At 33.8% G+C, this 21,922-nt stretch carries 23 protein-coding genes; 17 read left to right on the top strand and 6 right to left on the bottom strand.

Annotated features, from left to right (window positions below):
• The first annotated feature begins 114 nt into the window (after nucleotides 1–114).
• Both EKQ63_RS14990 and EKQ63_RS14985 read left to right on the top strand, forming a co-directional pair.
• Nucleotides 115–1,605, top strand: a complete 1,491-nt coding sequence (locus EKQ63_RS14990) for an alanine/glycine:cation symporter family protein (RefSeq protein WP_087953439.1) — start codon at nucleotides 115–117, stop codon at nucleotides 1,603–1,605.
• Nucleotides 1,606–1,707: 102 nt separating this feature from the next.
• Nucleotides 1,708–2,076 carry a carboxymuconolactone decarboxylase family protein gene (locus tag EKQ63_RS14985; RefSeq protein ID WP_087953440.1) on the top strand — a complete coding sequence of 123 codons (369 nt, stop codon included), beginning with the start codon at nucleotides 1,708–1,710 and terminating at the stop codon, nucleotides 2,074–2,076.
• Between the two features lie 147 nt (nucleotides 2,077–2,223).
• Here the strand turns inward: EKQ63_RS14985 and EKQ63_RS30270 are convergent, their stop codons facing one another.
• Together EKQ63_RS30270 and EKQ63_RS14975 are read right to left on the bottom strand one after the other, a co-directional pair.
• Nucleotides 2,224–2,520, bottom strand: coding sequence for a P-loop NTPase family protein (locus tag EKQ63_RS30270; RefSeq protein ID WP_087953441.1), 297 nt, complete (start codon nucleotides 2,518–2,520; stop codon nucleotides 2,224–2,226).
• 61 nt (nucleotides 2,521–2,581) lie between these two features.
• A complete protein-coding gene (locus tag EKQ63_RS14975) occupies nucleotides 2,582–3,223 on the bottom strand; it encodes an HD domain-containing protein (RefSeq protein ID WP_143881208.1) in 642 nt (213 codons plus the stop codon).
• A 105-nt stretch (nucleotides 3,224–3,328) separates the two neighbouring features.
• Between EKQ63_RS14975 and EKQ63_RS14970 the strand changes: the two genes are divergently transcribed.
• From EKQ63_RS14970 to EKQ63_RS14955, 4 genes are all read left to right on the top strand, one after another.
• Complete coding sequence (locus EKQ63_RS14970) at nucleotides 3,329–3,832, top strand: GNAT family N-acetyltransferase (protein ID WP_143881207.1); 504 nt, start codon at nucleotides 3,329–3,331, stop codon at nucleotides 3,830–3,832.
• A 196-nt stretch (nucleotides 3,833–4,028) separates the two neighbouring features.
• Complete coding sequence (locus tag EKQ63_RS14965; protein WP_087953444.1) at nucleotides 4,029–4,694, top strand: lytic polysaccharide monooxygenase; 666 nt, start codon at nucleotides 4,029–4,031, stop codon at nucleotides 4,692–4,694.
• Nucleotides 4,695–4,855: 161 nt separating this feature from the next.
• Nucleotides 4,856–5,785, top strand: a complete 930-nt coding sequence (ppaC, locus tag EKQ63_RS14960; protein ID WP_087953445.1) for a manganese-dependent inorganic pyrophosphatase — start codon at nucleotides 4,856–4,858, stop codon at nucleotides 5,783–5,785.
• A gap of 101 nt (nucleotides 5,786–5,886) precedes the next feature.
• On the top strand, nucleotides 5,887–7,533 hold the full coding sequence (locus tag EKQ63_RS14955) for a M3 family oligoendopeptidase (RefSeq protein ID WP_143881206.1): 1,647 nt from the start codon (nucleotides 5,887–5,889) through the stop codon (nucleotides 7,531–7,533).
• A gap of 18 nt (nucleotides 7,534–7,551) precedes the next feature.
• Here EKQ63_RS14955 and EKQ63_RS14950 read toward each other — a convergent pair whose 3' ends face one another.
• Nucleotides 7,552–7,749, bottom strand: a complete 198-nt coding sequence (locus tag EKQ63_RS14950; RefSeq protein ID WP_087953447.1) for a DUF4017 family protein — start codon at nucleotides 7,747–7,749, stop codon at nucleotides 7,552–7,554.
• 161 nt (nucleotides 7,750–7,910) lie between these two features.
• Here EKQ63_RS14950 and EKQ63_RS14945 point away from each other — a divergent pair, with 161 nt between their 5' ends.
• The 4 genes from EKQ63_RS14945 to EKQ63_RS14930 all read left to right on the top strand — a co-directional run bounded on the left by EKQ63_RS14945 (nucleotide 7,911) and on the right by EKQ63_RS14930 (nucleotide 12,023).
• Entirely contained in the window at nucleotides 7,911–9,116 is a 1,206-nt protein-coding gene (locus tag EKQ63_RS14945) for a peptide ABC transporter permease (RefSeq protein ID WP_143881205.1), read from the top strand.
• 20 nt (nucleotides 9,117–9,136) lie between these two features.
• Nucleotides 9,137–9,586, top strand: a complete 450-nt coding sequence (locus tag EKQ63_RS14940; protein WP_143881204.1) for a DUF6884 domain-containing protein — start codon at nucleotides 9,137–9,139, stop codon at nucleotides 9,584–9,586.
• A 446-nt stretch (nucleotides 9,587–10,032) separates the two neighbouring features.
• Nucleotides 10,033–10,767, top strand: coding sequence for an N-acetylmuramoyl-L-alanine amidase (locus EKQ63_RS14935; RefSeq protein WP_087953449.1), 735 nt, complete (start codon nucleotides 10,033–10,035; stop codon nucleotides 10,765–10,767).
• A gap of 425 nt (nucleotides 10,768–11,192) precedes the next feature.
• Nucleotides 11,193–12,023 carry a GH25 family lysozyme gene (locus tag EKQ63_RS14930; RefSeq protein WP_143881203.1) on the top strand — a complete coding sequence of 277 codons (831 nt, stop codon included), beginning with the start codon at nucleotides 11,193–11,195 and terminating at the stop codon, nucleotides 12,021–12,023.
• Nucleotides 12,024–12,175: 152 nt separating this feature from the next.
• Here EKQ63_RS14930 and EKQ63_RS14925 read toward each other — a convergent pair whose 3' ends face one another.
• The 3 genes from EKQ63_RS14925 to EKQ63_RS29925 form a co-directional block, all read right to left on the bottom strand.
• A complete protein-coding gene (locus EKQ63_RS14925) occupies nucleotides 12,176–12,532 on the bottom strand; it encodes a hypothetical protein (protein WP_000606237.1) in 357 nt (118 codons plus the stop codon).
• A 128-nt stretch (nucleotides 12,533–12,660) separates the two neighbouring features.
• Entirely contained in the window at nucleotides 12,661–13,284 is a 624-nt protein-coding gene (locus EKQ63_RS14920) for an acetylglutamate kinase (protein ID WP_140168763.1), read from the bottom strand.
• A gap of 665 nt (nucleotides 13,285–13,949) precedes the next feature.
• Nucleotides 13,950–14,111 (bottom strand): hypothetical protein, encoded by a 162-nt coding sequence (locus EKQ63_RS29925; protein WP_173601600.1) that lies wholly within the window; start codon nucleotides 14,109–14,111, stop codon nucleotides 13,950–13,952.
• A gap of 230 nt (nucleotides 14,112–14,341) precedes the next feature.
• Between EKQ63_RS29925 and recQ the strand changes: the two genes are divergently transcribed.
• The 7 genes from recQ (at nucleotide 14,342) to EKQ63_RS14885 (ending at nucleotide 21,909) form a co-directional block, all read left to right on the top strand.
• A complete protein-coding gene (gene recQ / locus EKQ63_RS14915) occupies nucleotides 14,342–16,459 on the top strand; it encodes a DNA helicase RecQ (protein ID WP_087953453.1) in 2,118 nt (705 codons plus the stop codon).
• 25 nt (nucleotides 16,460–16,484) lie between these two features.
• Nucleotides 16,485–16,868, top strand: a complete 384-nt coding sequence (locus EKQ63_RS14910; RefSeq protein WP_143881202.1) for a gamma-glutamylcyclotransferase family protein — start codon at nucleotides 16,485–16,487, stop codon at nucleotides 16,866–16,868.
• Nucleotides 16,869–17,045: 177 nt separating this feature from the next.
• Entirely contained in the window at nucleotides 17,046–17,789 is a 744-nt protein-coding gene (locus tag EKQ63_RS14905) for a class I SAM-dependent methyltransferase (RefSeq protein WP_087953455.1), read from the top strand.
• Nucleotides 17,790–17,904: 115 nt separating this feature from the next.
• Complete coding sequence (locus tag EKQ63_RS14900) at nucleotides 17,905–19,980, top strand: HelD family protein (RefSeq protein ID WP_087953456.1); 2,076 nt, start codon at nucleotides 17,905–17,907, stop codon at nucleotides 19,978–19,980.
• An 82-nt stretch (nucleotides 19,981–20,062) separates the two neighbouring features.
• A complete protein-coding gene (locus EKQ63_RS14895; RefSeq protein ID WP_140168764.1) occupies nucleotides 20,063–20,383 on the top strand; it encodes a DUF952 domain-containing protein in 321 nt (106 codons plus the stop codon).
• Nucleotides 20,384–20,564: 181 nt separating this feature from the next.
• Nucleotides 20,565–20,912, top strand: a complete 348-nt coding sequence (locus EKQ63_RS14890) for a PadR family transcriptional regulator (RefSeq protein WP_087953458.1) — start codon at nucleotides 20,565–20,567, stop codon at nucleotides 20,910–20,912.
• Complete coding sequence (locus EKQ63_RS14885; RefSeq protein WP_087997250.1) at nucleotides 20,899–21,909, top strand: HAAS signaling domain-containing protein; 1,011 nt, start codon at nucleotides 20,899–20,901, stop codon at nucleotides 21,907–21,909. Before EKQ63_RS14890 ends, EKQ63_RS14885 begins: the two co-directional genes overlap by 14 nt.
• The last annotated feature ends 13 nt before the right edge of the window (nucleotides 21,910–21,922 follow it).

Below are 21,922 nucleotides of genomic sequence, written 5' to 3'. Positions count from 1 at the left end.
TAATAAATAGAGGAATGAAATAATGAGATAGGCGGACAACTGGAAGATTTCATAATAGTTGTCCGTTTTCTTATATATAAAATAGTTTTCAAAAGAATGATAAGGGGGATTTGGATGGAGCAATTAGTAGAGTGGTTAGTAGGGCAAGTATGGAGTATTGGATTAGTTATTTTCGCATTAGGAGCAGGTGTGTATTTTACAATTGCAACTCGTTTTCTACAAATTCGTTATTTTAAAGAAATGATTAAACTATTATTTGAAGGGAAGAGCTCTGAGACGGGAATTTCATCCTTTCAAGCATTTTGTTTAGCGTTATCTGGTAGGGTTGGAATAGGTAATATTGCAGGCGTTGCGACAGCTATCGCTTTTGGTGGACCTGGAGCTGTATTTTGGATGTGGGTAATGGCACTATTAGGAGCAGCGAGTGCATTTGTTGAATCAACATTATCTCAAGTATATAAAAGTAAAGTCGGAAATGAATATCGCGGTGGTACACCATATTTCATCGAAAAAGGCTTAAAAATGAAATGGTTTGCAGTCATTGTCGCAGTCGTTGTAACACTTTCATATGGCGTTTTATTACCAGGTATTCAATCAAGTAGTATCGCAGTTGGATTCGAAAACTCTAACGGTATTAGCAAATATATAACTGGTATATTGTTAGTCATATTATTAGCAGCAATCATTTTTGGCGGCGTAAAGAGAATTGCTGGCGTTTCGCAAATGCTTGTTCCATTTATGGCAATTGGCTATGTAATTGTTACATGTATCGTATTAATTGCGAATGTAACGGAAATTCCAAGTATGTTTGCTTTAATTTTCTCTAGTGCTTTTGGTGTAAATGAAATGTTTGGTGGAATCGTTGGTGCAGCAATTGCATGGGGCGTGAAGCGGGCTGTATTTTCAAATGTTGCTGGCGTTGGAGAAGCGACGTATAGTTCCGCTGCGGCTGAAGTATCCCATCCTGCAAAACAAGGGTTAGTTCAAGCGTTTTCTGTATATATCGATACAATTGTTGTTTGTACAGCGACAGCTCTTATGATTTTAATAACAGGTATGTATAATGTTATACCTGAAGGAAAAGGTGCTATTGTAAAGAATATAGGGAATGTTGATGCAGGTCCAATCTATACACAACAAGCAGTTGAAACTGTTATGACGGGATTTGGTCCATTATTCATTTCAATCGCAATTTTCTTCTTCGCATTTACAACTTTACTTGCTTACTACTATATCGCTGAAACGACACTTACTTATTTAGATCGTGAGGTTAAATATAGCTGGTTAAAACCAGTTTTAAAAATTGGATTTTTAATTATGGTTTACATCGGTAGCGTAGAATCAGCGTCACTTTTATGGAATCTTGGAGATTTAGGAATTGGTAGTATGGCATGGTTAAATTTAATCGCGATTTTACTATTAAGTAAAATTGCATTAAAAGTGTTAAAAGATTATGAAGCGCAGAAAAAAGAAGGAAAAGATCCCGTATTTGATCCTAAAAATGTAGGGATTGAAGAATTAGTTTTTTGGGAAGAGAGAAGTAAAGAGATTGAAAGGAAAAACTATAAGGAACAATCAGTAGTGGATGATAGTCTGAAATTGTAGCTAAAATAAACTGAATATTCATTCTATTTATCAGGGTATATTGCCTTATTTTCATCACATACTACAATAGATACAGATAATTTGAATGGAGGTAATAATAAGATGGAATACGAACAACATCATAGTTCGGTAAATGACGTTCTACATCATTATAAAGAAGGAATCGGTAGTTTTACAAACCAAATTCCTGAAATTGCTGAGACATATAATGCATTCACGCAAGCTTGTTTTCAAGAGGGTGCTTTAACAAAAAGAGAAAAACAACTTATCGCATTAGGAATTAGTCTAGCAACGCAAGATGAATATTGTACGATTTATCATACAAAAGGTTGTCTTGATCAAGGGTGTTCAGATAAAGAGATTTTGGAAGCATGTGGTGTATCAGCAGCATTTGCTGGCGGAGCTGCAATGAGTCAAGCGGTAACTTTAGTACAGGAATGTTTAACAGAACTGAAAAATCAAAATCATTGAATATAAAAAGAACGTTTTAAACTTTATGTTTAAAACGTTCTTTTACGTGAGATTAAATTTGAGTATGAAAATTACCTTGTATGTGATGTATTAAAGTAAGAATTTTAAATTTAGTGGGAATGAGGAATAACAACTATTTATTTAGTTTTAAGTTTTCCGAAAAAGTTTCAATTGTTTCATGTAATCAATAGCTTTTGTTTTGTTCTTTTGTTTACATACATATTCGAATTCATTCTTATCTCTATAATAACTATTCATCATGTCTTCTGTAATAATGCCATCGGAAATAGCTTTTTTAATTGCACAGTGTGGTTCATTTGTGTGGGAGCAGTTAGAAAATTTACATCTCTTACATATCGCCTTGATATCTTCATATCCAAGATCAAAGTGATCCTCTTGATTTATTAATTCAAACCCTATTTTGCTAATGATTAATCCCTCCACTTTTCAATGAGTTTTTAGAAGTACGCATACAGATTTTATCGTTTTTTAAGTTATATGTAATTTAACATTCCATGTTTTTATAAATCGATTTTTCTACGTCAGGAAGAACTCTGTAAATGCTCTTACCGATTAAAGATTCTAATTCATTCTTAATTGTATAGAAACCTTTCCAATGTAAAGAAGAATGAGAGGTTGTTCCATGTCGTAAACCAACTGAAATCAATCTTTTTTCAAGAGTAGTAAAGCCATCCGCATCAGCAAGTGCGTCACAAAGGGTAATGACCTTATTATATAAGTCGTAGTCACTATTTTCATTTAATATTTCAATTAATCGTCTTTTCATATAATCAGGAACAATGGACCACTCCGCTGCTATATCTAAATGCTTATTTTTACACGGGAATGAATGTGTAACGCAAATAATCGCGTTTCCTTTATACCCTAAATCATTCATATACATATAACCATCATAGGAATGAATAACAGATTTAGTAAAACCTTTATACCTTCCTATATCATGCAGGAGGGCAGCATTATATGCTATGTCAGCATTTAGGTCATACCCATTATGAATAAGTTCTACAACTATCTTTTCAGTTGCAAGGGCAACATTACATGAATGTTCGAACCACGGACCTGGGTTTTGTTCATATGCCCACTCGAGTAATTCTCTTGCATATGTCCTATCTAATATATACTTCATATAAGTATCCTTTCTCTAAAAAATTGTACTTTAAATAATTTCATCTTATTAATTCGTTTTTCCTTCCTTAAAACTTGGTACAATGAAATAAAAGGGGGATTAGTAATGCAAAATGTAGTAATTGAAGAGATTAAGCAAATAAAAGATGGTGTTGAGGAGCTTTCTAAACTTTTGAAAACGGTTGTAGATGATGGGGCGTCAATTGGTTTTTTACCACCACTGGAACAAAAAGAATCGGCGATGTATTGGGAAAACGTCTTAGCACCAGAAGTGATCTTGTATATTGCTAAAATAAATAATGAAGTAGCAGGGAGTGTTCAAGTACATTTAGTTACAAAGCCCAATGGGATTCATAGAGCTGAAATTTGTAAGTTAATGACGCATCCAAACTTTAGACGTAATGGTATTGGACGTTTACTTATGCAAAAAGCAGAGGAGCGAGCAAAGCAAGAAAATAGGTCCCTTATAGTGCTAGATACGAGAGAAGGAGACCCTTCCAATAGATTGTATAAATCATTAGAGTATCAAGAAGTTGGAAAAATACCAGAATACGCAATTTCTCCGAGTGGTGATTTAGATGCCACAGTTATTTATTATAAAATTTTATAGCTATTATGCTCAAATTCAAATAACACCGCTATATTTATGTAGCTGTGCTATTTGGATTTGTTTAATGTACTAATTGAATTTGAGAAAGTTTTTAGAGGGTTCTTTTCGTAATGTTCCTCGACTTATAATGGATGTAGAGAAGATGACTAGGCAACTGTAGTTATTTTCGCTTTATTATGGGAAAGGGGATGACGAGATGAAAACGAAAGGTTTACAGAAGGTGAAGAAAGTTATATTAAGTGGTGGGATATTACTTACAGGATTGTTAACTTTCGGTTTTTCAGAAAAAGCTTCAGCACATGGATATGTAGAATCACCAGCGAGCCGTTCTTATTTATGTAAGCAAGGGGTAAATGTAAATTGCGGCCCGATTCAATATGAGCCGCAAAGTGTAGAAGGAATAGGTGGATTCCCGCAATTAGGACCTTCGGATGGTCAAATTGCAGGAGCTGGCCATTTCCCTGCTTTAGATGTACAGACTGTAGATAGGTGGAAGAAAGTTACGTTAAACGGTGGGACGAATACATTCAAGTGGAAACTAACGGCTCCACATAGTACGAAAGAGTGGAAATATTATATTACGAAGAAAGATTGGAATCCAAATAAGCCTTTAACGAGGTCTGATTTAGATTTAGTGCCTTTCTATGTAAAAAATGATGGAGGAGCTAGACCTGGAACTTCCGTAACACATGAAGCAAATGTACCTACTGATAGAAATGGATATCACCTTATTTTAGCTGTGTGGGAAATCGCAGATACTGGAAATGCATTTTATCAAGTTATAGATGTTAACCTTGTAAATAACGGTTTAGCACCAAATAACGTGCTAAATCATGTAGCGCAAGTTCCTACTTTATTTTAAATAAAGTATACATTTCGATCATCTAATTCATTTTAGATGATCTTTTTTACGAAAAACGATGAAAAATATAGAAGAAAGTGCAATTATTTATAAAAAATTATGCTTTAAATATTGTCATATTTGCTTCTTTAAGATATCCTTTTCATGAAGAGGTGGAAAACATGGAAAAAGTACTAGTTTTCGGGCATAAAAACCCAGATACAGATGCAATTTGTTCTGCAATTGCTTATGCAGAATTGAAAAAAGAATTAGGAATGAATGCTGAGCCTGTACGTTTAGGCGAAATCAGCGGTGAAACTCAATTTGCGTTAGACTATTTTAAAGTAGCAGGACCGCGTTTTGTTGAGACAGTAGCAAACGAAGTGGACAACGTTATTTTAGTTGACCATAACGAGCGTCAACAAAGTGCTAACGATATCGAATCTGTTCGTGTATTAGAAGTTATTGACCATCACCGTATTGCTAATTTTGAAACAAGCGATCCTATTTACTACCGTTGTGAGCCAGTTGGTTGTACAGCTACAATTTTAAACAAAATGTACAAAGAAAACGGCATTACAATTCGTAAAGAAGTTGCAGGTTTAATGTTATCTGCAATCATTTCAGATTCTTTACTATTCAAATCTCCAACTTGCACAGAGCAAGACGTAGCAGCAGCTCGTGAATTAGCGGAAATCGCTGGTGTAGATGCTGATAACTACGGCTTAGAAATGTTAAAAGCTGGCGCTGACTTAAGCGGAAAAACAATGGAGCAATTAATCTCTCTTGACGCTAAAGAATTCCAAATGGGTAATGCGAAAGTTGAAATCGCACAAGTAAACGCTGTTGATACAAACGACGTTCTTGTACACCAAGCAGAACTTGAAAAAGTTATCTCTGCAGTAGTAGAAGAAAAAGGTTTAGACCTATTCTTATTCGTTGTAACTGATATCTTAACTAACGATTCTGTCGGTCTTGCGATCGGTAAAGCAGCAAACGTTGTTGAGAAAGCATACAACGTATCTCTAGAAAACAACACTGCTACTTTAAAAGGTGTTGTATCGCGTAAAAAACAAATCGTACCAGTATTAACAGAAGCATTCCAAGCTTAATATAATTGGGTATGGTTTAACAAAAAGGACAAGTAGTCAGATTGGCTACTTGTCCTTTTTTATCTACAAAAAACAGAAAATTCAAAACAGGAGGATTGTGTATGCTTAATAATTTAGAAAGTAAATTACAGTCACTTTTAGATCGAAATATTACTTCTGTTTCAGAGTTAGAGCGTTGGCTTTTGGAAGAATTGTGTGTAAACGCTGAAGTAGAAGAGAAAATAACAACTAGTTTAATCGCCACGTATAGAGATACAAATGACAGAAATAAACGTAATTTACATATGAATAATCAAAATACAATTCAACCACTTTTAAAAAGGTACAATGCAAAATTTGACCAGAAATTTAGAGAGTGTCCATTTTCTAATTTATTAGATGAGCAGAAATATGGATTTATGAAAAAAGTAAGAGTAGTAAAAAGTAAAATGTTTAATGAAAAGAACATTGCTCTTTCTATTAAAGAGCAAGAGCTTATTACGAAATATAGAGAAATAATGTCAAACATATCTATTAATTGGGAAGGCGAGCAAAAGACGTATGCATACGTTAAAGCAAAGCTAGATAATCCCAATAGAGCTATTCGTGAAAAAGCTTGGTACGCTTTATGTAAAGCAAGAAATGCAGTGAAAATGGAAATAGATTGTATTATGAATGAACTCATTCAATTGCGGAATGAGATAGCTTTATATGCAGGGTTTCATAATTATAGTGAATATGCTTTTAAACAAAAAAACAGAGATTACAGTATTGAAGATTGCTATAAGCTCCATGAATCTATAGAAAAGTATGTTGTACCAATTTGGAAACAGTTAGGAAGTATTTCTAAAAAGAATCTCAGTGTAAAAACGTATCGCCCTTGGGATCTTTCTCCATGTAATTTACCAAAAGTCCCATTCCAAAATGTCATTGATTTATTGGAGGGGGTGGAAGAAATGTTTCGGAAGACTGATTTATATTTTTATGAGAAATTTATTCATATAAGGAAAGCTGGATTTATTGACGTAGAAGAACGTGAAAATAAAGCACCAGGAGCTGCTTGTTTTACCTTGCCTCATAGTAAAGAGGTTTTTGTGTATTCTAATTTTAGTCCATCTTTTTATGCAATTCATGCACTGATACACGAATTGGGGCATGCATTTCATTTTTATAAACAATTTAATAATGAAAGTAGCATGCAAGAAAAATATCTTCGTGAAGAGGTGGCTGAGCTGTATTCTCTCAGCCTTGAGTTACTAGTAATGGATAAGCTTAATATCTTTTACAAGCAAGAAGATGAATATAAAGAAGTGCAGCGAGTACAATTATATCGTACTTTGTCTTTATTAATATCGTCAGTTGCAGGAGATGTATTCCAGCATTGGATCTATACAAATCCAAACCATACATCTAAAGAGCGAGATAAAAAATACGCAGAACTATGCAAAAGGTATCAATATTCATCAGTTGACAATGCAGGATTAGAGGAGGAAATTGGTTCGAGTTGGTTAGAGACATTTCACTTTGTTCAGTTTCCTTTTTATAAAATTGAATACGCAATTGCACAAATAGGAGCAATGCAATTGTTTCAAACATATCGAGAGGATCCAGAAGAAGCGATTACTTTCTTTAAAGAGGGAGCGAGTGCAGATTGGAACCTACCTATACAAGAAATATATGAAAATACAGGTGTTACGTTTGATTTTTCGGAAGAAAGGATTGAAAGTACTGCAATCGTTATTTTAGAACTGATTAGCGAATTAAAATAAGGATAGCATTCGCTATCCTTATAACTGTTTATTCGTAGATTTTTTCTTGTTTATATAAAATGTAATAATAGCTGTAATTAGGAAAATAGGTAGGGCATACGCTTGCCCAACAAACAATTTCCAGCCCACATGATTATAGCCTTCAGACGCTGGAGCAAGCATAGCGATTATGCAAACAATAATATAGAGTACTAGTGCAGGGGTTATATTTTTCATTTGTTCACCTCCTTTTCATAAAATCATCACATGTACATTTACATAATACATTATAGTTTGAGATAACATATATGTTTTTCTAATATTTATGTAAATAAAAGGGTTGTTTTTAAGTGGAATAGAATAGGTGTATGTAGAATGATATAGGGGTGTTATATATTATGAACAATATACTAAATCGAATAAAGCAAGATGTAGATTTGGATTTATTAAATGGGCTATGGCCTGGTTTTAAGAGGGCTGCATTTGCATTATATGATGATGAACATGTGTATGTATTTCATCATCCTCTATTTTTGAAAGATAATGATGAGTATAGAGTTTTAAAGTGGGATGAACAATTTAAAGGTGATATTTGTATTCTATTCAAAGATTATCCAACTGCCATCGTAAATATGAATAGATATAAAGATTATGCAAGTTTACTTGCGATTGTGGTGCATGAACTTTTTCATTGCTATCAATATTTGCATAAAGAAAGTAGATTTCCAAATGAGTCTTTAGGATTTCAATATCCAATAACAGAAGAAAATATAGAATTACGAAATAGAGAACGAATTTGTTTATATGATGCTGTTCATTGTAAAACACCAGCTGAGAAAAATAATTATATTAAACAATTTATTGAACTAAGGGAGCAAAGAGCTAGTTTTATGAAAGAAGAGTTTATAGCATATGAATGTATGGTTGAAAGCATAGAGGGGCCTGCTTGGTATGTTGAAATGAATGCTTACATTGCAGTATGTAAAAATGATCCAAGCGAAACATTACGAAAATATAGCGGATTTATTTTAGATGCATATGATGCTAATTGTAACATTAGAAAGAGCTGCTATAGCTCAGGAATGCTTTTATGTTTAATATTAGACGAAATCCTTCCTGAATGGAAAATGAGCTTCTTTAATAGTGATAAATCGTTATATACCTTTTTAAAACAAAATATAAATGTTGTTTTAAGTTTAAATAATGAAATTGCAATAAGTAAAGAAACGAAGCAAATCTTTCATTTTGTTCAAAATGAAAGAGACGAGGATATTAAGCAATTTTATGGTGAAGAAGGGTATGATCTGTATATAGTAGGGGATATAAAATTAAATTCGTTTAATCCAATGAATGTAAAGTTAAACGGAAATAAAGCATTACATAAAACATTTTTAAATGTAAGTATACATTATAAAACATATATGCTAAATCAGCCTGTTTTAGCATCTTTTGAAGAAGATTTTAAAAATATGACACAAATTCATATTATAATGAATGAAAAACCGATAGAAACAAATAATGGTTGGAACGTAGTGGGGATTGGAGATATAGAAGCTGAGTATGAAGAGGTAGAGAATTCTCTATTTTTATATGTAAAAAGTTAGAAATGAGGTAAGAAATAACGATGAAAAGGTTATGCATAATTCCATGCGGAAAGAAGAAAATTTGGGATAAGTATCCGGATTACGGGCCTATGGAGGCAAAAGATGTATATATTAGCCCGTTCGGAAAAGCGTGTCAGGCGTATGCAACTCTGTTTTTCGAGAATTGGGTTATATTATCGGCGAAGCATGGATTTTTAAGGCCGAGTGATATTGTACTAGAAAACTATGATCTTGCCTTTAATTCAAAGAGCGATGAAATTATTAGTATGGAACAATTAAAACAACAATTGATAGAAAAAGACTTGCTTCAGTTTGATGAAATTGTTTTACTTGCAGGGAAGAAGCATAAGAAAGTAGTGACACAATTATATCCAGAAGAAATCATAACGTATCCGTTAGCAGGATGTAAAGGGATTGGGTATATGTTGCAGAGGTTGAAAGGGGCAGTGAAGGAAGAGGAGGAAATATAAGTATAGTTTCAGTCACCATGATCTTAAATTTTATTTAGGGAGCTAAAACGTAAAATAGAGTTTTTAAGCATCGCCAAAAAGGTGATGCTTTTTGTTCGTGTCATCATTCAAGTTAATGCAATTTAGAGAACGAAGCATCAGATTTGTGAAGTGACATCACTTTTCATTCCGCTATTTGCGGGCAGTAAGACCCCCACCTCAAAATTCAGCGGAAGCAAAGAAGTTAGGTGGGAGATCAATTGCCTGTAAAAGCCCGATTGGTTCAACTAATAATCAGTGGGGGATGAACAAAACCCCCACTGATTATTAGTTGAACTTTATATTGAAAACGATTTGCCTTCACCTTTAGAAAATGTAGGATGTATGGGGACAGTTAAGATTATAAGAGGGAATAGCAATAAGACAAGTTTTGAATATGATATTAAGAAAGGAGATGTTGATAAATAATGGCCAGATATAGTTTGCACGGAGGGCACAATAGTATTGTTCAAGGGGCTAATTTTGGGAATCGGAAAGAACACGTTCTAGATAGGCAAGTTAAAGATGCTGTGGCGACTAAGTTAAGATCCCTAGGACACACGGTTTATGACGATACGGATGAGGTAGGGACAACTCAATCGCAGAATTTAAATAATATCATTCGGAATAGCAATTCCCATGCTGTGGATTTAGTTATTTCTTTTCATCTTAATGCAAGTGATGGAAATGGACAGGGTGTTGAGGTTTTGTATTATGATCAGAAAGATTTGGCGGCTAAAATATCAGCTCAACTAGCAAAAGATATTGGATGGCGTGATCGAGGTGCAAAACAACGTACAGATTTAGCAGTATTAAATGGAACGAAGGCACCGGCTATTCTTATTGAATTAGGATTTATTGATAATGAATCTGACATGGCAAAATGGAATGTTGATAAAATCGCTAATTCTATTGTATTTGCTCTTACAGGACAAACTGGAGGAGGTGCAACGGACATGCTCAAAGTAAAAACTGGTGGTGTAGCATTTAGCAATTTACAAGCTTTGGCTCAGGCGATGGTTGATGCGGGTATTGATGGACAAATTGTCGTTCAGAAAGATGGCATTGGTTATGCTATAACGAATGGCTATCCGTCCGGAAATATCGATAAATTTACAGCTTGGTTAGATGCACGTAAATGGTACTATGAGTACTTGAGATAAAACGAAAATTAGTTTGATTAAAAACTAAAAATTGTCTTATTTTTAGTTAACAAGTATATTAAGTAATTACTAATTATGTAACTATAAATATGAATAATGTATATGTAAAGTAGTACACAAAACCACCTGTCAGAAAGGTGGTTTTGTGTATCCCGCTTTAATGGGCAGTAAAATTCATACTTCAAAATTCGGATGAAGCTAAGCAATTAGCTGGGAATTGCACTGTTTGTAGCCTCCTACTGATTATAGTTTAGAGCTTTGTAAGTCTTTACTTATTAAACCCGTAATAATATTGTATTTTCTCAATACATAAGCCGAATTTTAAATGATTACTAAATAATACAATACCTCTCATACTATTTATTAGATGATACTAGCAAAAAAACAAGATTTGAATATAATAACGAAAAAGGTGATGTTAAATAATGGGTTACATTGTAGATATTTCGAAATGGAATGGCAACATTAATTGGGATATCGCGGCTCCACAATTAGATTTTGTAATTGCACGTGTGCAAGATGGTTCAAATTATGTAGATCCTTTATATGAAAATTATGTACAAGCAATGAAAGTAAGAAATATTCCGTTTGGTAATTATGCGTTCTGTCGTTTCGTTTCAGTAGAGGATGCACGGATAGAGGCGAGAGACTTTTGGAACCGTGGTGATAAAAATGCGACAGTTTGGGTAGCTGATGTAGAAGTAAAAACAATGAACGATATGAGGGCAGGTACACAAGCCTTTATTGATGAATTACGAAGATTAGGAGCTAAGAAAGTCGGTTTATACATCGCTCATCATATGTATGCTCTATTTGGAATGGCAAATGTCAATTGTGATTTTGTATGGATTCCTCGTTATGGTGGTAACAAACCATCCTACCCATGTGATATTTGGCAATACACAGAAACAGGGAATGTAGCCGGCATAGGAAAATGTGATTTAAATAAGTTAATGGGAAATAAACCGTTAGTTTGGTTTACTAATCAAACTGTTGAACAATCGACAAAACAAGAAGGAGTTGGAATTATAGTGAATAAATTTAGTAAAGTTGTTACGTATGAATTTGGTACATCGTTAGTAGTAGAAATGTTAGGAATGATGGATGCTCTTGGGTATGAATCTCGTATTATCTCATATGGAGATAAACAAGGATTAGTTAGATTTGAAACAGCATATCGCCAAGGGAATGAATTAGATCGAGCGACAGCTTGGTTAGATGCTAAGGGACTCAAATATTTTTATACAACAGAATAGTTTGCTAAATAAAAGGCCGTCATGTGAAGTGCCCCTAAAAGTTAGACAAGGTTATTTTAGCCATAGAAAAACTGCACCTCCAATTGTTAGACTGTGTCTAACAGTTGGAGGTGCAGTTCAAAGTTAGATGCTTTCTTTTTTTGTATTTTTTGCTATCTGTTAGTTACTTGTTTCATAAGCGGTCTTATTTCTTTAACTGGTGGTTTTTTATCGTATACATCAACGTAAGAAAAATAATAATTTAAGTTTCTGAGAATTCCTTTTCCTATTTTAGCACTTAAGAAAGGAAAGACTTGTCCAGTATAATCATCAAGAGATTTACAGTAATATTTTTCATCTAAATATATACTGTATTTACATGTTAGTTCTACTAGTGAGTTTCCTTCATCATCAATTACTTCCTTAGAATCAATAATGTCTATTAATGCGAATTTTTCATTTAGATAAACTTTCTTCTTTTTCTCATGTTTATTTGTGAGTATAAATACGAGACCAATGGCGTTAATCAAACTGTTTCCTCCTATAAAAAACGGATATTAATAAAATATATCGATATACGTTAAATGTAAAGAGGACAGGTGAAATATCATTGATAGAAAGTTCAATAAGCCGATTTTGTTTTCAAATCGGCTTATTGTTATTGAAATACTTGCGGGAATTGCTTTACGATTGCGTTTGTTATCATGTCGGCCATTTCTAAAGCTTCTTTTTCAATTTTATCATACAGTTTTACGCCTGCTTCATAATCTTTATTTAGGAATGCCAGTGCTTCTGCCTTAGTTAGTGCTAAATGTTCATAAAACATTTTTCTAAATGCTTCTTTATCAATATATGGGTTAATGCTAGTAAGAAACGCAACAATTTCATCTCCGTTAGCGTACCATTTTTTCTCTATAGCAGTAGCTGAATTTTGATCACCAGCTTTTGCTGCTTTAACAAGATCCGCTGCAATTACTAAGTGGTCTTTAATTAGTGCACTATATTTTTTCACTGCATCCTCACCATAGAATGGTTCAAGTGACAGTCCCATATGTGTTGCATTTTGAAGAAGCCGCCCAACTGTAATGTTTACGTCAGGTAAATTGAAAACAATACTTATAATAGCTAATCTCGTCCAAGCAACGTGTTGTTCCCATAAGGAACGCATATAACCTTTTAAAAAATTCTCGTTTTTACTAATTCGGTAATTACGTACAGATGTATCAAAGTGTACATAAGGGTTATGATAGGGGGAGTAATACGATTGCCAATAAGGATACATAAACGGTAACACTCCTTTGAACATGTATAACTCAAAGTATGATGGGAATTTATATTTAGTTACGTGTCCTCGCTTATTTTAAAAAATGAGTGTTTTAATTTTGATATATAGATAAAACGAATATAAAGTAAAAGATGCTCTGCAAGGGAAGTTGCAGAGCATCAAAAGGGTATTGCCGAGATGTCGGACTCGACTACGTAATATTATCATAAAATTCGCTTGAAAAAACCTGGTAAATGTGTCCAAATGAAAGTGTATCTTTAATAAAGTCAAAGGGATCTGCTTCCCGCGGCAGATCCCTTTAACTAGATAATGTCGATGAGCAAAAACTCATCTGGAGTACTTTAATAGTAACAAGTGAAATTCGTTTTGTGTATTGAGAAAAAAAGATTTACTTTATTAAATGTTAAAAACTTATATTTTACTTCTTGCTATTATCATCATTTGTTGTGAGTGGAGTATGGTTATAAAATGGAGAAAAGATTTACAATCACATCTAAAAGTGTACTGAAATATATATAAATAAAAAAAGACCTGCACAATTAAGCAGGTCAACTTAAGGGATTTATCCAACAGAATATTTTATATGTTAACAACTGTATTGTATTAAGTCTATAAGGTTCATATTGAGAAAATTATTATGAACGATCTATTTCGCACGTGTATTAAGGTTTAAAAAGGTGAGAAAGAAAATGAAAAAGCTTTCTATAAGAAAATAATGGTTGATACTTATAATATGATTCATATTTCCATGCGTCATTATTTGAGAATTGGAGTTGGTTCGATACGGTTTTCGGTTTGATGGAACTAATATTACGATGCTTCATAAAGTAACCTCCTGAATTCATATGTATAAGATTAGTAGTATTCAAGGAGAATCAATAAAATGTGTATTTATTTTGAAATTCGTTATAGTTGTTAATCAATCTCTAAAACGTAAAGAAGCATAAAATAATGAAAAAGCAGGAAATTAGTCGTGTATTCATCACTTTCATGACGCATAAGAGATGATATAATAGGAGTAGATGAAAGATAAAGAAAAGCAGGTGACTCTTTTTTGTTTACAAAAGCACAAGAACTTTTAGCGTCTTATTTCGGTTATTCGTCATTCCGAAGAGGACAAGATGAAACAATTAAAAATGTATTAGATGGGAAAGATACAGTTTGTATTATGCCTACAGGTGGTGGTAAGTCAATTTGTTATCAAATTCCCGCATTAGTATTTGAAGGAACAACGTTAGTTATATCGCCTTTAATATCACTTATGAAAGACCAAGTAGATACATTAGTACAAAATGGTATTTCAGCTACATACATTAATAGTTCTATTTCGATTACAGAAGCGAATCAACGAATTCAATTAGCGAAACAGGGCCATTATAAGTTACTTTATGTAGCGCCAGAGCGACTTGATTCAATGGAGTTTGTTGACCAACTTATCGATATGAAAATCCCGATGATTGCTATTGATGAGGCGCACTGTATTTCGCAGTGGGGACATGATTTCCGTCCGAGCTATTTACATATACACCGTATATTAGATTATCTTCCAGAAAAGCCACTCGTATTAGCATTAACTGCTACGGCAACACCACAAGTTCGTGATGATATTTGCAACACGCTTGGAATTAATCAAGAAAACACGATTATGACAACGTTTGAGCGCGAGAACTTATCATTTTCTGTTATTAAAGGACAAGATCGTAATGCATATTTAGCGGATTATATTCGTCAAAATCAAAAAGAGTCTGGGATTATATATGCAGCTACTAGAAAAGTAGTTGATCAGTTGTATGAGGATTTAATGAAAGCGGGAGTTTCTGTTTCAAAATACCATGCCGGTATGAGTGATAACGATCGAAATGAGCAGCAAGAACTCTTTTTACGTGATGAAGTGAGTGTAATGGTAGCTACATCTGCGTTTGGGATGGGGATTGATAAATCGAATATTCGTTATGTTATTCATTATCAACTGCCAAAAAATATGGAAAGTTATTATCAAGAAGCAGGACGTGCTGGCCGTGACGGATTAGATAGTGCATGTATATTGCTGTATTCTTCTCAAGATGTGCAAGTACAGCGCTTTTTGATTGATCAATCGACCGGAGAGTCTCGTTTTTCAAATGAGCTTGAAAAACTGCAAAATATGACTGATTACTGTCATACAGAACAATGTTTACAATCATTTATTTTACAATACTTTGGAGAAGAACCGAAAGAAGATTGTGGCCGCTGCGGTAATTGTACAGACGACCGAGAAAGTATCGATGTGACGAGAGAATCGCAAATGGTTTTATCTTGTATGATTAGGACGAACCAACGATTTGGTAAACAAATGATTGCACAAGTACTAACTGGATCTAAAAATAAGAAAGTCATTGAATTTAATTTTCATACTTTGCCAACTTACGGACTTTTATCAAATCGTAGTGTAAAAGAAGTGAGTGAATTTATTGAGTTTTTAATTTCAGACGAGCTAATTGCAGTTGAACATGGTACTTATCCCACATTAAAAGTAACGGAAAAAGGGAAAGAAGTGTTACTAGGTAATGAGAATGTATTACGTAAAGAACGAGTAGAGACAAGACAAATCGTTCAAGATCATCCTTTATTTGAAGTACTTCGTGAAGTACGTAAAGAAATTGCGCAAGGAGAAGGTGTACCGCCATTCGTTATTTTCTCTGACCAAACGTTGAAAGATATGTGCGCAAAAATGCCGCAAAGTGACTCTGAACTTTTAACTGTGAAAGGGATTGGTGAACATAAACTTGTGAAGTATGGTTCGCATTTCTTACAAGCAGTTCAGCACTTTATTGATGCAAACCCAAACTATGCTGAAACTATTAAAACAGAAGTGGTGTCAGAGCGGAAGAAGTCAGGGAAAGCTTCAGCAAATTCTCATTTGGAAACGTATGAAATGTATAAACAAGGTATTAATCTAGATGAAATTGCGAAAGAACGTGGATTATCAAGACAAACGATTGAAAATCATTTAATTCGTTGTTTTGAAGATGGAATGGAAGTAGACTGGAACAGTTTTGTTCCTGCAGAATACGAACAACTGATTGAAACTGCTGTGCAAAATGCTGATGGTGGCCTGAAATCGATTAAGGAACAACTTCCGAATGAAGTGAGTTACTTTATGATTCGTGCTTATTTACAAATTAGAAAGTAGTGCCATGTAAAGGGGATAGGGATTTATGCATCACGTTTTTGTGTATGGCACGTTAAGAAAAGAGCAAGCGAATGCTCATTATATGCAAGGTGCAATATGCATTACAGACGAAGCATGGACGTATGGGAAATTATTTGATACAAACGAAGGGTATCCAGCGATGATTTGTTCAAATAAAGATAAGGTATATGGAGAAGTTTATGAAGTAAATGATGATGTTCTGCAAAAATTAGATGAATTGGAAGAATACACAGGTAATGCAGAGAGTGATTTATATGACCGAATCACCGAAACAATATATTTAGGTGATAGCGAAATACGTGCATTTGTGTATGTTGCTCAAGACAAAGAGATGCTGAAGAAAGTTATCATTTCTGGTGATTGGGTAGAATATCAAAAAGGACAATAAGAGCAGCCGTAGAGCAGATAATGGGATTTCCTATTATCTGCTTTTCGTTTTACTACTTCCAAAATTCTTATTATTTTGATAAATTGTAAATATGGGGAAATAAAATATGTTTTTTCATAGGTGTCAGAAAATTAGTCGGTCACCTACAACGGGAAAACTTATTGCAGGAGGAGAATAATGAAAGAATTAGATGTGAGGGAATTTTACCAAAAACAATTTGAATTGTCGAATTACGATATAAATACAGAAAGCTGGTTAGAGCAGCTTGCGAAAGAAGTTAAAGAGCAAATTGGACATCCATTTCAGTCGATGTTAGAACTGGGAGCAGGAAATGGCGGTTTTGCAAGGGCGATGTCTAAGTTACGTGTAAAGATGACTACTGTTGAGCTTGTACCAGAGTTAGTTATGTTTGCAAAAGAGCATTCTACTAATGATATTGCTATTCATTGCGCTGATTTTTATAAAATTAATTTCGAAGAAAAGTTTGATGTTGTTAGTTATTTAGATGGGTTTGGTGTAGGAACAGATGATGAACAATTGATTCTATTAAAACGGATTAAAAATTGGATGAAGGATGATGGATGTGCACTTATTGATATTTATCAACCATTGTATTGGAAAAAGGTAAGTGGACAAGAAATGCCCTTAAGTTCAGCTATGCGAAAATATGAATATGATAGCATAAATGAAAGAATGTTAGATCATTGGTGGCATCCTAATAATCCAAATGATATAGTTACACAGTCTTTACGTTGTTATACGGTAGATGAGATTAGTAATTTATGTGCTGAAGCTGGTCTAAGTATTGTAGGATTCTTTCCAGGAGGAGCATATGACTTTGAAAAGCGAAAATATAAAGAATTAGCAACTTTAAACGAATGTTTGGCGTATCGAATTAAAATAGAAAAGAGTAGGGATTAATCTCTACTCTTTTTTGTTCGAAAAATTCTAACTAAAACCCTTGACTTTATAAAAAGATTTTTAATACAATTGTATTTCGACTGAAAATTTAGAACGGACAGGAGGGAATCATCAAATGAACAACATTTTTGAAGAAGAGTTACAAAAAATGAAAGATACATTACGTACGATGGATGATCAATTAGAACAGCTTGAAAAAATTCCAGTTTATTATGGAGATGATTTTAAAGAACAAATTCTTGAAAGTATGAGAGAATCTAATAGGCAAAACTTACGTATCGGTGTACAAGAGCCATACTTTGGAAGATTAGATTTTCAGGAGGATGGAAAGGAAGACGTTATGCCGATTTATATCGGTAAAGTAGGTGTTTCACATAAAGATACGATGAAACCAATTGTAATTGATTGGCGGGCACCTGTCGCAAGTATGTTTTATTCATTTACCGGCGGTGAAGAATTAGCGTTTTATCAATCACCGGATGGATTAGTAGAAGGTGATGTTTATTTAAAGCGAAATATCTCTATTCGAAAAAGAGAATTAGAACGTGTTGTTGATACATATGTAAAAGGAAATGAAGATGTCTCGCATGCCGATGATTTTCTTCTATATCGATTAGGTGAGAATAAAGATAATAAACTAAAGGATATTGTTTCGACGATACAATCGGAGCAAAATGATATTATTCGTGCAGAAAGAAACTTGCCATTATTAATTCAAGGCGTTGCAGGGAGCGGAAAGACAACGATCGCTTTACATCGCCTTGCTTTTTTAATTTATGAATATCGTGAGCAGCTAGAAGCTGAAAGAATGATTGTATTCGCTCCGAATAGTTTGTTTTTAGATTATATTTCGAGTGTGCTTCCTGAATTAGGTGTCGGGAATATTAGTCAAACAACATTTCCGGACTGGGCATTACGTACGTTAGATGATTCGGTGAAACTAAAGCAGACAGATGAAAAATTGAAAGAAGCATTTTCTATTAATCGTGATGAAAGAAAGGTTATGCTTGGCAAATTGAAAGGTACGCTAGAATTTAAGTCCTTTATTGAAGAGCAAATGGTTCAATTTGAAAAAGAACTAGTACCAACAAGTAATTTTGAGGCATGGGATAACGCTGTTATTCCAGTGGAAGATATAAAAAAATGGATGCAAGTTGAGTATAAACATTATCCATTAAAGAAAAGAAGAGAACGTTTAGTTGGCCGTATGAAACGCTGGATTGAAATTGAACTGAAAAAGTATGGAGAAACAAACGAGAAGAAATTATTAAAAAAAGAAGCGACAAAGAGATTGAACAGTTATATGAAGTTTTGGCCGAAAATGAGCTCACTTTCAATATATAGTTCAATATTGAAAAGTAAAGAAATACTCGAAGTATTACCTGAAGAACTTGTGAAAGAAACTGAAAAGAGTTGTCGTAAAAAAGAAGTGTATGTAGAAGATTTACCAGCTTTAATATACATACATCACCGCATCACAGGTATTGAAATTGGGCAAAAGTTTCATCACGTCGTTATTGATGAAGCGCAAGATTTCTCACCATTCCAAGTGTATGTATTAAAAGAAATTACACTAGGTAATTCTTTCACTATATTAGGTGATTTATCTCAAGCGATTTATGATTACCAAGGGATTGACGATTGGAGTGCTTTTAAGGAAGTATTCCAAGAAACAGGCTATTATGAACTGACGAGAAGCTATCGTTCTACAAAAGAAATTATTGAATTTGCGAACGAAATAATTAAAAATGCCGAGATTCCAGTAGGGCTTGCGACACCAGTTTTTCGTAGTGGTGAAGAGGTCAAAGTAATCCAAGCAGAAGATCAGTTAAATGAGATTATGAAGACGTTAAAGCATTTACAAAATGATGATGTGAAAACAATTGCGGTAATAGGAAGAACAGATGATGAATGTCGCGATATATATGAGAAATTAACAAAGGCAGGAGTAGCTGTAAACGTCATTGAAGCAGGTCAAAGTAAATATGAAGGTGGTATTTCAGTAGTACCTGTATACTTGGCGAAAGGGCTAGAATTTGACGCTGTTCTACTAATTGATGTTGATGAAGAACATTACAAAAATACAAAACACGATGCAAAGTTATTGTATGTCGGATGTACAAGGTCACTTCATGATTTATGGATTTTCCATAGCGGAGAAGCATCGTCTTTAATTAACGGATTAAAATAAAAATGAAACGCAAGAGGCTTTTCTAGTAACAAAAAGAAGGACCACTTGTTTTTCTATATACAGGTACGGGGAGAGAATAACTATGATTACAAAAGTAATAACAAAGAGAAATTGGGAAATCGCAAAGATAAATGGAGAGATTAATGAAGTTTCACTAAAAGAAGAGGGGTTTATACACTGTTCATCTTTAGAACAAGCTTTAAACGTTGCTCAAAAACATTTCGTTCATGAAGAAGATGTTTTATTACTTACAATTAATCCAGCCCTTGTAAAAGCAGAAACAAAATATGAACCTGCTTCTAATGGTCAAGAATATCCGCACGTATATGGAGTAATTAATGTTGATGCGATTATAGATGTTGTTACATTACCTAAAGAAAACGGAGAGTTTACCTTACCATAGGTACAAAAATAAGAATGGTATAAACTAATAATTTAGTTAGAAAAGCACAAATCGTATAGTTTGTGCTTTTTATTATCTATTTTTTGGTAAATAATTATTGTTTTTGTCACGATAATACTGTACGATACATAGTATAAAACATATACTGTATGACATATAGTAATGGAAATGAGGTGAATACATGGATACTTTATTAAATTCATTAATTACTGAGCTAAGAAGAGGTACATTAACATTAGCAGTTTTAAGCCAATTAAGAACGCCGCAGTATGGATATTCACTTGTCCAATTATTAGAGAAATCAGGAATCGTAATCGATCAAAGTACTTTATATCCACTACTTCGCCGGTTAGAAAAGCAAGAGCTAGTGACGAGTAGTTGGGATAAAACAGAGAGTAGACCTCGTAAATATTATGTTTTAACTGAATACGGATTAGAGATATTCCAGCAGTTGAGAAAGGAATGGATAAAGGATTCGAAAGAACTTTATAACTTATTAAAGGAGGAGGACAAGAATGAATTTGATTAATATTTATGTCGAGGAAGTAGCGAAGAGATTACCTGAAAAAAATCGTGAAGATATTATTCTTGAGCTACGGTCAACAATTGAGGATATGTTGCCTGATGATTATAATGAAGATGATGAAAAAAGAGTTCTTGAAAAATTGGGGAGTCCGGTTTCATTAGCTAATGGATATTTGGATAGACCGATGCATTTAATTGGACCGCGTTATTTTGATGTATATACGACATTATTAAAAATGATCATTCCAATTGCAGCCGTTATCGCCCTCATTGCAATGGTTGCAGAAAATTTTTTAAGTTATACTGGTGATCAAGCAGTATTAAATGTTATTTTACAAGTAATAGGTAAAGGCATTGGAGAAATTTTTGAAGTAGCCCTCCATGTATTTTTCTGGTTAACACTCGTATTTGCTATTTTAGAAAGAACGGATAAAAACAAAGATACCGAGCCGTTGACGACAAATTTAAAAAAGTGGACGCCAGATGATTTGAAAAACATTTCGCATATTCCGAAGAAAAAAGCAATCTCCAAGTTTGAAGTTTTTGGAGGGTTAATGTGGACGGCAATATGGGCTACACTTTATTTTTATGCGAATCATCTCGTTGGCGTATACAGTGGTACGGGAAGTGGATTGAAGTTTGTCGCACCAACGTTTAATCAAGATGTGTTACTTCAGTATTGGCCAATCGTTGTGATGATAATTGTTTTTGAAATAGCGATATCTCTTTATAAGTTAGTACAGGGACAATGGACGAAAAGATTGGCAATCGGGAATACTATTCTCCAAATAGCTGGAACGATAGTATTCATTATAATTGTAGTAAATCCACACATATTTACCGATGGATTTATTACGTTTGTGGCAAATGTGTTCACTATTTCTCCGGAAGAACTTAAAAAGTGGCTAATTGGTGGGGGTATTCTCATTTACGTTTTATCTGCTGCATTAAACATTTATGATGGCTTTCGAAAAGCTAGTGTTCGTGTAACAAATAGGTAGTTAAAAAGAGAAC

It is taken from the genome of Bacillus sp. BD59S, assembly GCF_007363175.1.
Taxonomy (GTDB): domain Bacteria; phylum Bacillota; class Bacilli; order Bacillales; family Bacillaceae_G; genus Bacillus_A; species Bacillus_A pacificus.
Note: the sequence above shows the minus strand (reverse complement) of the source record. Positions and strands in the feature narration are given on the sequence as shown.